Below are 13321 nucleotides of genomic sequence, written 5' to 3' on the forward strand. Positions count from 1 at the left end.
TCGAGATTCTCAAGGGGACCGCGGCCGCCGACCCGACGCCGGCGCCGCTTCCCGCGTGCTCGCTGCCCCTGTGGTCGGTGCGGGTACCGGTCGCCACGGCCTCCGCCGGGGCGGCGGTCTCCCGGATCGCGCCGCTGCTGGCCTTCCTCGGCACGGTCATCGTGCTGGCCGAGCTGACCAGCGCCGCCGAGGTGTTCGACGTGGTCGCGGCCGGGGTGGCACGGGCCGGCCGGGGCAGCTACCCGCGGCTGTTCCTGCTCTGCGTGGCCTTCGCCGCCGTCACCACCATCACCCTCAACCTGGACACCACCGCCGTCCTGCTCACCCCGGTGATGCTCGCCCTCGCCTCCCGCGTCGGCATCGCGCCGCTGCCGCTGGCGATGACCACGGTCTGGCTGGCCAACACCGCGAGCCTGCTGCTGCCGGTGTCCAACCTGACCAACCTGCTGGCCGCCGAGCGGGTCGCGCTCTCCCCCGCCGGGCTGGCCCGGGTGATGTGGGCGCCACAGCTGGCCGCCGTGCTGGCGACCATGGCCTGCCTGTGGTGGTTCTACTGGCGGCGCGACCGCCGGGGCGCCGCCGACTACGCTCCGCCGCCGGCCCACCGGCCCGCCGACCGGGTGCTGTTCCGGGTCTGCGGGCTGGCCTGCGCGGGCTTCCTGCTGGCGACGCTGCTGACCGGCCTGCCGCTCTGGGTGGCGTCGGGGGCGGCCGCCGCCGTGGCGGTGCTCGCCTTCGCCGTCCGGCGGCCGGAAGCCTTGCGGACCACGCTGGTCCCGTGGCGGCTGCTGGTGATGGTGCCGGGGATGTTCCTGGTGGTGCAGACCGTCGACGCGCACGGCCTGCACCGGGTGCTGGCCGAGGCGGTCGGCACGGACGGCGGGGTGCTCGGGATGTTCCGCGCCTCGGCGGTCGGCGCGGGCCTGGCCAACCTGCTCAACAACCTGCCGGTGTACCTGGCCGGGGAGGCCGCGGTGCCGGTGGCCAACCACACGCAGCTGCTCTCGCTGCTGATCGGCACCAACATCGGCCCGCTGGTGACGCCGTGGGCCTCGCTGGCCACCCTGCTCTGGTACGAGCGCTGCCGCTCGGCGGGCCTGCGGGTCCCGCTGCGGGGTGTCGCCGCGACCAGCACGGTGCTGGCGGTCGGCGGCGTGCTGCTGGCCACGGCCGCGCTCGCGCTGACCGCGTGACGCGGCGCGTTCCGCCGCCCGCCCCTGCCTCCACCGCCACCGTTCCTCCTCTGCTCCCCCTCTGCCGCCCTGCGCCGTTCCCCTTTCGCCGCCGCGCCGCGGGATCCACCCCTTGCGCGCGGTGCTCCGGGCGCCCTTGACTGGCCTTTTGACCAGCAAATGCCAAGTCAACGGCCCATCAGCCCGTCGGCCCACGAAGCCGATCGGCACCGGACGAGAGGACCAACGGTGCAGCAGGACGCGGAGTACGAGGTCCCGTACGCGGAACACGGCGACCAGTACATCGACGGTGCGTGGCGGCCCGCGCTCGACGCCGGGTCGATACCCGTGCTGAACCCGGCGACCGAGCAGGTGCTCGCCACCGTCCCGGCCGGCGGCGCGGCCGACGTCGACGCCGCCGTCGAGGCCGCCCGCCGGGCCGCGCGGGCCTGGGCGGCGACCACCCGCGAGGAACGGCTCGCGCTGCTGACCCGGCTGCGGGACGGCCTGGCCGCACACCAGGACGAGATCGCCGCCACGGTGACCGCCGAACTGGGCGCACCGACCGGCTTCGCCTCCGCCGTGCACGCGGGCCTGCCGCTGGCCGTCGCCACGTCGTACCTGACGCTGCTCGCCGAGCACCCCTTCGAGGAGCGGATCGGCAACTCGGTGGTGCACGCCGAGCCGGCCGGCGTGGTCGCGGCGATCACGCCGTGGAACTACCCGCTGCACCAGGTCGTCGCCAAGGTGGTGCCGGCGCTCGCGGCCGGCTGCCCGGTGGTGCTCAAGCCGGCCGAGGACACCCCGCTGGTCGCCCGGCTGTTCGCCCGCCTGGTCGACGAGGCCGGCTTCCCGGACGGCGTGTTCAACCTGGTCACCGGCACCGGCCCGGCCGCCGGCGCCGCGCTGGCCGCCCACCCCGGGGTGGACGTGATCTCGTTCACCGGCTCCACCGCGGTCGGCCGGAGCGTCGCCGAGACGGCCGGCCGCGGCCTCAAGCGGGTCGCCCTGGAGCTCGGCGGCAAGTCCGCCAACGTCGTGCTGCCCGGAGCCGACCTGGCCCGGGCGGTCAACGTCAACGTGGCCAACGTCTTCGCCAACTCCGGCCAGACCTGCAGCGCCTGGACCAGGCTGCTGGTGCACGAGGACCAGTACGAGGAGGCGGTCGCGCTCGCCGCGAAGGCCTCCGCCAAGTACCTCCCGGGCGATCCCGCCGACCCGCAGACCCGGGTCGGCCCGCTGGTCAACGCCCGCCAGCGGGACCGGGTCCGCGGCTACATCACCGACGCGCTCGCCGAGGGCGCCCGGCTCGTCGCCGGCGGGCCGGAGGCCCCGGACGGCCTGCCCACCGGCTTCTACGTGCTCCCGACCGTACTCGCCGACGTCACCGCGGACATGACGGTCGCGCAGGAGGAGGTGTTCGGCCCGGTGCTGGCCGTCCTCGCCTACCGCGACGAGGACCACGCGGCCGAACTCGCCAACGCCACCGCGTACGGCCTGGCCGGCGGTGTCTGGGCGGCGGACACCGCCACCGCCGCCGCCTTCGCCCGCCGCCTCGACACCGGCCAGGTCGACCTCAACGGCGGCCGCTTCAACCCGCTGGCCCCGTTCGGCGGCTACAAGGACTCCGGCCTCGGCCGCGAACTGGGCCGCCACGGCCTGGAGGAGTTCCTGCAGTACAAGTCGCTGCAGTACTGACCCGGTTGCGGGGGTGCGCACCACGACGCGCGCACCCCCGCAGGCGGCCTGACCTGACCTGACCTGACCTGACCTGGCCTGGCCTGGCCGGGTCGGCCGGGCCGGGTCAGACCAGGTCGACGCCCGGGTAGAGGGGGAAGCCGGCGAGCAGGTCGGCGGCGCGCTTGGCGACGCCCTCGGCAACCGCGGCGTCCAGGCTGTACTGGGCCTTGGAGGGGGCGCCGGCGGACGTGGCGGCGGGCGTGGTGCCGCGCAGGACGGTGTCGACCAGGGCGGCGATCTCGTCCATCTCGGCGGTGCCGAGGCCGCGGGTGGTGAGTGCGGGGGTGCCGAAGCGGACGCCGGACGTGTACCAGGCGCCGTTCGGGTCCTGCGGGACGGAGTTGCGGTTGGTGACGATGCCGGAGTCCAGCAGCGCGGCCTCGGCCTGGCGGCCGGTCAGGCCGTAGCCGGAGACGTCGGCGAGGACGAGGTGGTTGTCGGTGCCGCCGGTGACCAGCTTGCCGCCGCGGCGCAGCAGCCCCTCGGCGAGGGCCTGGGCGTTGTCGACGATCCGGCGGGCGTACACCTGGAACTCGGGGCGGCGGGCCTCGGCGAAGGCGACGGCCTTGGCGGCCATCACGTGCGAGAGCGGGCCGCCGAGCACCAGCGGACAGCCGCGGTCGACGTGCTCGGCCAGCTCGGAGGTGCACAGCACCATGCCGCCGCGCGGGCCGCGCAGCGACTTGTGGGTGGTGGAGGTCACGATGTGGGCGTGCGCCACCGGGTCGTGGTCGCCGGTGAAGACCTTGCCCGCGACCAGGCCGGCGAAGTGCGCCATGTCGACCATGAGGGTCGCGCCGACCTCGTCCGCGATCTCGCGCATCTTGCGGAAGTCGACCAGCCGCGGGTACGCCGAGTAGCCGGCCACCAGGATCAGCGGGCGGAACTCGCGCGCGGTCTCGCGCAGCGCGTCGTAGTCGATCAGGCCGGTCGCCGGGTCGGTGCCGTAGCTGCGCTGCTCGAACATCTTGCCGGAGATGTTGGGCCGGAAGCCGTGGGTGAGGTGGCCGCCGGTGTCCAGGGACATGCCAAGCATCCGCTGGTTGCCGAGCTCGTGGCGCAGCTCGGCCCAGTCCTGCTCGGTGAGGTCGTTGACGTTGCGGACGCCGGCGCGCTGCAGGGCCGGGCTCTCGACGCGCTGGGACAGGATGGCCCAGAAGGCGGTCAGGTTGGCGTCGATGCCGGAGTGCGGCTGGACGTAGGCGTGGTCGGCGCCGAAGAGCGCGCGGGCGTGCTCGGCGGCGATCGTCTCGACGGTGTCGACGTTGCGGCAGCCGGCGTAGAAGCGGCGGCCGGCGGTGCCCTCGGCGTACTTGTCGCTCATCCAGTTGCCCATGGCGAGCAACACGGCCGGGGAGGCGTAGTTCTCACTGGCGATCAGCTTCAGCGAGGCGCGCTGGTCCTCGATCTCCTGGCCGATCGCGGCGGCGATCCGCGGCTCGACCTCGCGGACGGTGTCCAGGGCGCTGCGGAAGGCGGTGTTGGCGGTCGCGCTCGCGGCGGTGTGCGGGGATGGGGCCATGGCGGTCTCCTCAAGGGGATTGCGGAAGGGCCCAGGCGCTCGGCAACGTGCGACGTGAGGGTTCACGGAGCCGCTCCCCGATGGTTGATTCCATCCGTGCGCGCCAGTCGCGGCTCACCCGGATCGTACCAACACCCGACGGACTGTGGCGGAGGTCTCAGAATGCGGGACGGGCCGGCCCTTTTGCCGGCTTATGTCCGTTTCACTGCAACGCCTGCATTGCAGCGGAATGACAGCGCAATGGCACTGGAACGAAGCCGTCATACGCGCCGAAACAATGCGCAGGAATCCGGACGGAATGATTTGCGGAACTTGCGCGGCATCCGATCTGATGGCGCTCGGCCGCCACCGGGAAACCCCTGGGAGAACGGTCCGGAAATGCACACCAGCGCACCCCCACCCACGGGGCGGCGGAGAAATTCGGGGAGTACGCCTCTCATGCCAGTGGCCGGAAAAGTTGCCGTCGCCGGAGAAGTCGCCGTCGCCGGAGAAGTCGCCGTGGCCGGAGAAGTCGCAGCGCCAGCCCCCGCGCCCGCCCCCGCAGGCCTGCTCCGCCGGATCCGCCGCGACCGGGTGGGGGCCGCGGCCCTCGCCGTCGTCCTGCTCTTCCTCGTCCTGGCCCTCGCCGCACCGCTGATCGCCGCCCTGTACGGCAGGAACCCGGTCGAGCACTACGGCCAGAACACCGCGGGCCTGCTCAGCGACGGCGGGCTGCCGACGGCGCCGAACGGCGGGATCTCCGGCGACTTCTGGTTCGGGCTCGAACCCGGGCTCGGCCGGGACGTCCTCACCCAGCTGCTCTACGGCATCCGCACCTCGCTGCTGATCGCCTTCGCCGCGGCCGCCGTCACCACCACGCTCGGCGTGCTGGCCGGCGTCGCGGTCGGCCACCTCGGCGGGATCACCGACCGGCTCTTCGGCTTCCTCGCCCATGTGCTGCTCGCCTTTCCGACGCTTCTCCTGCTGCTCGCGCTCAGCCCGGTCATCCAGTCCCGGCTGGTCGATCCGGGCGCCGCGGAACCGGAGTGGATGCAGTTCCTGGTGCTGGTCCTGGTCTTCTCCGCCTTCGGCTGGATTCCGCTCGCGCTTTCCCTCCGGGCCTCCGTCCAGTCACTCCGGGAAAGGGATTTCGTGCAGTCCGCCCGGGCGATGGGCGCGGGCGGTTTCCACATCGTGTTCCGTGAACTCCTGCCGAACGTCCGGGCCCAGCTGCTGGTGCACGCCACGATGGCGGTCCCGTCCTTCGTCGCCTCCGAGGCCGTCCTCTCGTTCCTCGGCGTCGGCATCAACGAGCCCGTGCCCGACTGGGGCCGGATGATCTCCCGCGGCTCCGAGGTCTTCCGGGCCGATCCGACCTACATGTTCTTCCCCGGCGTGGCACTGCTGCTGTTCGTCCTCGCCTTCAACCTGCTCGGCGACGCCGTCCGGGACGCACTGGACCCGCGCGCCGGCCGCTGAGTCCGTACACGGCCGCGCGATGTCGCACCCCTGGCTTTCCCCGCCCCCGCGTTTTCCGTTCCTCTTCGCTTTCCTTCCGCTTTGCCTTCCCCTCCGCTTGGTTTCCCCTTCCCTTCGTTTTCCCTCCCCCTTTGCTTCCCCTCCCCCTTTTCACCTAGCCGCCCCGCATCCCGGGGCAAGGAGAGATTCGCCATGCGCTGGACCAAACCGTCCCTCGCCGTCGTCGCCACCGCACTGCTGGCGACCTCCTGCTCGGCCGGCGCGGGGGCCGGCTCCGGAACGAGCACCACCGCGGCCAAGGACACCACGCCGCTGACCGCCGCGCTCGGCACCGAGAAGGAGAGCGCCGGCCCGGCCCCCGCCGTGCCCGGCGCCCGCGCGGGCGGCACGGTCAACGTCCACAACACCGTCGAGTTCCGCCACCTCGACCCGCAGAAGGTCTACGCAGGTGCCGCGTACAACACGTCGCTGCTCTGGGGCCGCCAGCTGACCCAGTACCAGGTCGTCGACGGCAAGGCCAGGCTGGTCGGCGACCTCGCCACCGACACCGGCACCTCCACCGACGGCGGCCGCACCTGGACGTACCGGCTGAAGGAGGGCGTGGCGTGGGAGGACGGCCGGCCGATCACCTCCCAGGAGGTCAAGTACGGCATCGAGCGCACCTTCGGCAAGGGCTACGAGGTCGGCCCGCCCTACTGGCCGCAGTGGCTCACCGGCGAGGCCGGCTACGACGACGCCCGGAAGAAGTACGGCGGCCCGCAGGACGGCGACCTCGCCGCGATCGAGACGCCGGACGACCGCACCGTCGTCTTCCACTTCCCGCAGCCGCAGGCCGACGTGCCGTACATGGCCGCGCAGTCCTCGTCCTCCCCGGTGCGAAGGGACAAGGACACCGGCACCGACTACGACCGGCTGCCGTTCGCCAGCGGCCCGTACCGGATCGTCGAGCACGTCCAGAACACCCGGATGGTCCTGGAGCGCAACCCGAATTGGAAGCCGGAGACCGACCCGATCCGCAACCAGTACCCCGAGCGGTTCGTGTTCACCTACGGCAAGGAGGCGCTCAACATCAACCAGGAGATCCTCTCCGGCCGGGACGGCGGCGCCGACGCGACCACGGTGGCCACCCAGCTCTCCCCCGAGCTCTACCAGACCGTCGACACCGACCCGAAGGCCAGGGAGCTGGTCGTCTCCGGCCGGCAGGGCGCCTTCGTCACCCAGCTGGTGATCAACAACGAGCGGGTACCGGACGTCGAGGTCCGCAAGGCACTGCACCTCGCCTACCCCCGCCAGCAGGCCCGCCAGGTCCAGGGCGGCGCCCGCGCCGGTGAGCTGGCCACCACGCTCAGCTCGCCCGCACTGGTCGACTGGCAGAAGTACGACCTGTACCCGGCCAAGCCGGAGGGCGACCCGGAGGCCGCCAAGGCCGCCCTCGCCAAGGCCAAGCAGCCTCCCGCCCCGCTCACCTACGCGTACGCCAACACGCCCAACGGGCAACGCGTCGCCCAGGTGCTGGTGGACGGCTTCGCCAAGGCCGGGATCACCATCGTGCCGAAGCCGGTCGACCCCAAGGCGCTCCTGGACGAGGCACACCGCGCCGACTCGCCGTACGACCTGTTCGAGGAGACCAGCTCGGTCGACTGGCCGACCCCGTCCACACTGATCCCGTTCTCCTTCGACGGCCGCGCCAACAGCGACCTCAACTCGGCCCGCTACCGCAACCCGGCCGTGGACCAGGAGATCGACCGGATCAACCGGATCGGCGAACCGCAGGCCAAGGCCAAGGAGTTGTACGCGCTGGAGCAGACCGTGATGAAGGACGTGCCGGTGCTGCCCTTCGCCTACCCGACCGTCAACCAGCTGCACGGCAGCAATGTCGGAGGGGCGTTCATCCACCCGATCTACGGGTCGGTCGGCCTGGCGTGGCTGTACCTGAAGTCCTGACGTTCCTGAAGCCCTGACGTCCTGAAGCCCTGAAGCCCTGGCGTCCTGACGTCCTGACGTCCCCGGCATCCTCCCCCTACGGCCCCCGCTCCGCGCCGCCTGCTCGCGGCGTCGCGCGGGCGGGGCCGTCCCGACGCCCCTGATGCGAACCGATTCGGACCGGCCCATGCTCTCCTTCGCCCTGCGACGGGCCCTCCAGGCTCTCGCCGTCCTGGTCGCGGTCACCGCCGCAGCCTTCGCCCTCTTCTACGCCGCCCCCGCCGACCCGGCCCGCGCCGCCTGCGGCCCGCGCTGCGACTCCGGCCAGGTCGCGTCGGTCCGCCAGAGCATGGGCCTCGACCAGCCGCTGCTCACCCAGTACACCGACTACCTCGCCGGCGTCGTCGCCGGGCGGGACGTCGACGACGTCGACGGATCGGTCATCCACTGCGTCGCACCCTGCCTCGGCTACTCCTACCGGCTGCACCAGCCCGTCAGCGAGGCACTGGCCGACCACCTGCCGGTCACCTTCTCGCTCACCGCCGGCGCGCTCGCCGTCCTGGTGCTGCTCGGCCTCGGCACGGGGTTCGTCTCCGCGCTGCGCCACGGGACCAGGACCGACCGGCTGCTCTCCGGCTTCACCCTGGTCGGGGCGAGCGTGCAGATCTACTTCCTCGGCTACGTCGCCCAGTGGGCGCTGGTGTACACCACCGGCCTGCTGCCGCTGCCGTCCTACACCCCGCCGGCCGATGACCCGGCCGCCTGGGCGGGCGGGATGCTGCTGCCCTGGCTGGTCCTCGGCTTCGTCAACTCGGCCGTGTTCGCGAGGCTTTCGCGCTCGCAGCTGCTGGAGACGATGAACGAGGAGTACGTCCGTACCGCGCGCGGCAAGGGCCTCGGCCGGCTGCGCGCCCACCTCAAGTACACCTCGCGCGGCGCCGCCGGACCGCTGGTGCAGCTCCTCGGCCTGGAGGCGGGCGCGCTGCTCGGCGGCGCGGTGATCACCGAGACCGTGTTCGGGCTGAACGGCGTCGGCACCTTCGCCGCCGACGCCGTCGCCGGACAGGACCTGCCCGCCGTGGTCGGCGCCGTCCTGCTGGCCGCCTGCTTCGTGGTGCTGGCCGTCGCGCTGGCCGACCTGGTGGTGGCCTGGCTCGACCCACGCATCCGCCTCGGCTGACCCGCGGCAGCCCTCGAAGCAGACCCCAAGGCCGGTGTACCGAACCCGGCCCCCGAAGCCGCCCTGACTGGAGCTCCCCACCGTGACCCCCGTGCTCAGCGTCCGCGACCTCTCCGTCACCTTCGCCGACCCGCGTGGCGGCGCACCCGTGCACGCCGTCCGCAACCTGTCCTTCGAACTCGCCCGCGGTGAAGTCCTCGGACTGGTGGGCGAGTCCGGCTCCGGCAAGTCCGCGACCGGCCTCGCCGTGCTCGGACTGCACGACCCGCGCACCACCACCGTCACCGGATCGATCCGACTGGGCGCAGCGAGGCCTGCCGGGGGCGGTGGGGCGGCTCCGGAGGGGGAACGGCCGGAGGGGGCACCAGCGGAGAATGGCCGGCCGGAGGGAGACCGGCCGGAAGGCCAGGAGCTGGTGGGCGCAGGTGAGTCGGTGCTGCGCACGGTGCGCGGCCGCCGGATCGCCCTGGTGTTCCAGGACGCGCTCACCTCGCTCAGCCCCTTCCACGGCGTGGGCGCGCAGCTGACCGAGATGTACCGGCTCCACCACCCCCGCGCCGGACGCGCCGAGGCGCGGCGGCGGGCGGCGGCGATGCTCGACCGGGTCGGCATCCCGGCCGCCCGGTTCCGCGACCACCCGCACCGGTTCTCCGGTGGCATGCGCCAGCGGGTGATGATCGCGATGGCGCTGATGAACGACCCCGACGTGCTGATCGCCGACGAGCCGACCACCGCGCTCGACGCCCGGGTCCAGCGGCAAGTACTCGACCTGCTGGCCGAGTTGCAGCGCGAACACGGCACCGCGGTCCTGCTGGTCAGCCACGACCTCGGCGTGGTCGCGGGGACGGCCGACCGGACCCTCGTCCTGCGCAGCGGGGAGCAGGTGGAGTCCGCGCCGACCGCCTCGCTGCTGACTTCACCGCAACAGCCCTACACCCGGGCACTGGTGGGCGCGGCACTCACACTGGAGTCCGTACCGGGCACGCGCCTGGCGACAGTTGACGATCATTCACCTGCTTCCGCGTTCCCCAGCCGGACACCCCCGGCGTCCCCCCGGGACCGCCCGCTGGTCGAAGTGGAGGACCTCGCCGTCCACTTCCCCGGACCGCGGAGTCTCCGCCGCGGGCGGCGGGAGCCCGTACGGGCGGTGGACGGCGTGAGCCTGCGGATCGCCCCCGGCGAGACGCTGGGCCTGGTCGGCGAGTCCGGCTCCGGCAAGTCCACCACCTCCCGTGTGCTGGCCGGCCTCCAGCCCGCGACCGGCGGCCGGTTCCGGTACGACGGCGTGGACGCCACCGCCCCCGACCGGGCGCTGCGGCGGCGGCTCGGCAAGGAGATCCAACTCGTCTTCCAGGACCCGTACGCCTCGCTCAACCCGCGCCGCACCGTCGCCCAGACCCTCGACACACCGTTGCGCCTGCACACCGCACTGTCCGCCGGCGAGCGGCGCGAGCGGTCCGCCGATCTGCTGGAGCAGGTCGGCCTTCCGGCCGCGCACCTGGACCGGTACCCGCACGAGTTCTCCGGCGGCCAGCGCCAGCGGATCGGCATCGCCCGTGCCCTCGCGCCCTCCCCGCGGCTGATCATCGCCGACGAGCCGGTCTCGGCACTGGACGTCTCGGTCCAGGCCCAGGTGCTCAACCTGCTGATGGAGCTGCGCGAACGGCTCGGCGTCGCCTTCCTGTTCGTCTCGCACGACCTCGCCGTGGTGCGGCACGTCTGCGACCGGGTCGCCGTGATGCACCGCGGGCGGCTGGTGGAGTCCGCCGACCGGGACCGGCTGTTCGCCGCCCCGCACACCGACTACACCCGGGAGCTGCTGGCCGCCGCCCGCTGAAGCGTCGCGACGGCCGTCGGCCTGGCCATGGCCGTGACTGCGGCTGAGTGGTGTGCGGGACTACGGCTCGGGCTCGGGCTGCGGCCGGACGTCGGTGGCGAGCAGCGAGTAGACGTACATGTCCCGCCGCTCGTCGCCGACGGTCTGCCAGGCCCGCAGCAGCCCCTCCTGCCGGAACCCGGCCACCTCGGCGGTCCGCAGCGACCCGGTGTTCCACGGCTCGATGTACAACTCCAGCCGGGCCAGGCCGAGTTCGCCCAGCGCCCAGTCGGCCGCCGCCCGCAACGCCTGCCCCGCCACCCCTTGGCCGCGCGCCGAGGCCACCGTCCAGTAGCCGAGCGAGCCACGCCCGTCCTCCTTCGGCCAGAGGCCGAGGAAACCGACCGGCCGCTCGTCCGCGCGCCGCACGACCGCGAACGGGTAGGCGCCCCGCTCCGCCTTCGCCCACTGCCGTTCGACGAACGCGCGACCGGCCTGCTCGTCGTACTGCGCCGGGACGGTGGTCACCAGCGGGATGTACGGATCGGCGGCCGCCTCCCGGACGAGGTCCAGGTCTGTCATCCGCCAGGCGCGCAACGTGAACGCGTCACCGGCGTGGAGTGTCGGCAGGGCCAGGGGTTCGTGTTCCATGATCGGATCCTGCCACCGGCCGAGAGGAAGCGGTACCGAAAATGTCGACCCCCGCCACGCCCGTCAGCGACGACACCATCGACCACGAGCTCATCGCCGCCGCCGAGGACGTCGTCCACCGCTTCGCCCGCGGCGACAACCACACCGTCGCAGCCGCCGCCCGCAACGGGGATGGACGGATCGTCACCGCCCTGAACGCGTACCACTTCACCGGCGGCCCGTGCGCCGAGACCGCCCTGATCGGCGCGGCGGCCGGCCAGGGCGCGTACGACCTCCGCACCATCGTGGCCGTCGGCGACCAGAGCCGGGGCGTGATCCCGCCCTGCGGGCGCTGCCGCCAGGTGCTGCTCGACTACTTCCCCGACATCCGGGTGATCGTCGCCGCGGGCGGCGCCGTGCACACCGTGCCGGTCCACGACCTCCTCCCGCACGCCTACGTCTGGCCCGAGCAGCAGGACGAGGCGTAGGGCGAACAGGCCCTGGGCACCCGACCCGGGTGTTCGGCTGCGCGGCCGGCTGCGGGCGGGTTGGCGTACGGCGGTCGGAGAGATCGCCGGGCAGGGACTGCCCTCCAGCGGTCACCGACCGGAGGCCGGGAGCCGAAGGGGCCCACCGTGTCCGACGACCTGCCCATCGCCAAGATCGACCATGGCTTCGACCGCCTCGACGCCTACGGGGACAAACTGCTGACCGAACGCGACCACGTGCTGATGGGCCACGCGGTCGCCCGGTCACCGGGACACGCCGAGGGCTCTCCGGCCGAAGCGTTCCTGGCCGTCGCGGATGTCGACGGGAGCGGCACGGTCGACGCGGGCGAGTTCTTCGTCTTCCAGCGCGGGCACTTCGCCGGACTCTCCCGCGACGACGCGAACGAGGCCTTCCGCCGGCTCGACCGGGACGGCGGCGGGCGGCTCTCGGCCGCGGAGTTCGTGTCCGGGGTCATCGAGTTCTGGACCAGCCGCGACCCCGAGGCCCCGGGCAACTGGTGGGCGGGCAAGCCGCCGTTCGCCCGATGAGCAGCGGAGCGGCTTGTGCTGTGACCGGCGGCGTTCACCGGGGTGCGAGCCGAGCTGAGGTCTGAGCTACGGTGTGCACCAGTGACCGTGACGTGTTCGGGGGGAGCCGACATGGATGGTGTCGAAGTACCGGGCCCTGAGCCGGACTGGGAGGAAGCTCCCTCGCATCAGGGCGGGAAGCGCAACCCTGCGTTCCAGCAGAGCATGTGGGAGTTCGCCGCGAGCTCATTCCGCCCGGTGGCGGGGCTGCAGCCGCCACTGGAAGCGCTCGCCGCGCGATTGCGGCTGACCGTCGAACGGGGCTGGGAAGACCTCGGTTATGTGAACGTTGCCATGTTCCGCATCAGGAAGATGGACTTCGCTCTGAGTGAGCTCGAAGGAGCGCCTGCCCCCTACACGTTTGTCTGGGTGAGCCGCTCGGTGGAGGACGCGGAAGCGGCGCTCGACACCCTGCTCGGTGCTCTCGGCATCGGCCGCGAGGCGCTGGCATTCCGTGGCAGCCTGGAATCCGGCTTCGAGCACTGCAACGGCTGGCAAGGGTAGGTACCTGCTGCCCACCCGCCGCTCACGCGGCTTCGGTCAGTGGCCGCCCTCCCCGGCTGAGGCCCTTCTCGCAGCGGATACGGGCGCGCTCAAGCAGCACCACAACCGCCGTCCCCGCCCGTCCCTCCCCACGCACGGCCAACGATCACGGCGGACCGACGCGGCGCACGGCAAGATGGGCCCGTGTCGAAGAACCCCCCGGAGTCGATGCAGCACCATCTCCGCCAGCGCCTCAACCACCACGCCCGTGAGCGCTGGCCGCACGTGAACGCCATCACGGTCCGCTTCCGCTCCGGATTC

Annotated in this window: 11 protein-coding genes and 1 riboswitch; of the genes, 9 read left to right on the forward strand and 2 right to left on the reverse strand. The window is 72.8% G+C overall.

The window, feature by feature from the left end; genetic code table 11:
- The first annotated feature begins 62 nt into the window (after positions 1 to 62).
- Both ABZ885_RS25120 and ABZ885_RS25125 read left to right on the forward strand, forming a co-directional pair.
- A complete protein-coding gene (locus ABZ885_RS25120; RefSeq protein WP_360192768.1) occupies positions 63 to 1193 on the forward strand; it encodes an SLC13 family permease in 1131 nt (376 codons plus the stop codon).
- A 228-nt stretch (positions 1194 to 1421) separates the two neighbouring features.
- The gene (locus tag ABZ885_RS25125; RefSeq protein ID WP_360192744.1) at positions 1422 to 2870 is read left to right on the forward strand and encodes an aldehyde dehydrogenase family protein; all 1449 of its coding nucleotides are present in this window, start codon (positions 1422 to 1424) and stop codon (positions 2868 to 2870) included.
- A gap of 106 nt (positions 2871 to 2976) precedes the next feature.
- Here the strand turns inward: ABZ885_RS25125 and ABZ885_RS25130 are convergent, their stop codons facing one another.
- Positions 2977 to 4434 (reverse strand): glycine hydroxymethyltransferase, encoded by a 1458-nt coding sequence (locus tag ABZ885_RS25130; RefSeq protein ID WP_360192747.1) that lies wholly within the window; start codon positions 4432 to 4434, stop codon positions 2977 to 2979.
- 22 nt (positions 4435 to 4456) lie between these two features.
- Positions 4457 to 4555, reverse strand: a riboswitch (ZMP/ZTP riboswitch).
- A gap of 377 nt (positions 4556 to 4932) precedes the next feature.
- Between ABZ885_RS25130 and ABZ885_RS25135 the strand changes: the two genes are divergently transcribed.
- The 4 genes from ABZ885_RS25135 to ABZ885_RS25150 all read left to right on the forward strand — a co-directional run bounded on the left by ABZ885_RS25135 (position 4933) and on the right by ABZ885_RS25150 (position 10832).
- Entirely contained in the window at positions 4933 to 5892 is a 960-nt protein-coding gene (locus tag ABZ885_RS25135; protein WP_360192749.1) for an ABC transporter permease, read from the forward strand.
- Positions 5893 to 6084: 192 nt separating this feature from the next.
- Positions 6085 to 7836, forward strand: a complete 1752-nt coding sequence (locus tag ABZ885_RS25140; protein ID WP_360192751.1) for an ABC transporter substrate-binding protein — start codon at positions 6085 to 6087, stop codon at positions 7834 to 7836.
- A gap of 142 nt (positions 7837 to 7978) precedes the next feature.
- Positions 7979 to 8995, forward strand: coding sequence for an ABC transporter permease (locus tag ABZ885_RS25145; protein WP_360192754.1), 1017 nt, complete (start codon positions 7979 to 7981; stop codon positions 8993 to 8995).
- An 82-nt stretch (positions 8996 to 9077) separates the two neighbouring features.
- A complete protein-coding gene (locus tag ABZ885_RS25150) occupies positions 9078 to 10832 on the forward strand; it encodes an ABC transporter ATP-binding protein (RefSeq protein WP_360192756.1) in 1755 nt (584 codons plus the stop codon).
- A 60-nt stretch (positions 10833 to 10892) separates the two neighbouring features.
- Here the strand turns inward: ABZ885_RS25150 and ABZ885_RS25155 are convergent, their stop codons facing one another.
- Positions 10893 to 11462 carry a GNAT family protein gene (locus tag ABZ885_RS25155; RefSeq protein WP_360192759.1) on the reverse strand — a complete coding sequence of 190 codons (570 nt, stop codon included), beginning with the start codon at positions 11460 to 11462 and terminating at the stop codon, positions 10893 to 10895.
- Between the two features lie 41 nt (positions 11463 to 11503).
- On the opposite strand from ABZ885_RS25155, the gene ABZ885_RS25160 reads away from it, so the two are divergent.
- From ABZ885_RS25160 to ABZ885_RS25170, 3 genes are all read left to right on the forward strand, one after another.
- Entirely contained in the window at positions 11504 to 11929 is a 426-nt protein-coding gene (locus ABZ885_RS25160; protein ID WP_360192761.1) for a cytidine deaminase, read from the forward strand.
- 147 nt (positions 11930 to 12076) lie between these two features.
- Positions 12077 to 12478 (forward strand): EF-hand domain-containing protein, encoded by a 402-nt coding sequence (locus ABZ885_RS25165; RefSeq protein ID WP_360192763.1) that lies wholly within the window; start codon positions 12077 to 12079, stop codon positions 12476 to 12478.
- A 111-nt stretch (positions 12479 to 12589) separates the two neighbouring features.
- Positions 12590 to 13021, forward strand: a complete 432-nt coding sequence (locus ABZ885_RS25170; protein ID WP_360192766.1) for a hypothetical protein — start codon at positions 12590 to 12592, stop codon at positions 13019 to 13021.
- Positions 13022 to 13321: the final 300 nt, after the last annotated feature.

The organism is Kitasatospora sp. NPDC047058 (assembly GCF_040643935.1).
Lineage (GTDB): Bacteria > Actinomycetota > Actinomycetes > Streptomycetales > Streptomycetaceae > Kitasatospora.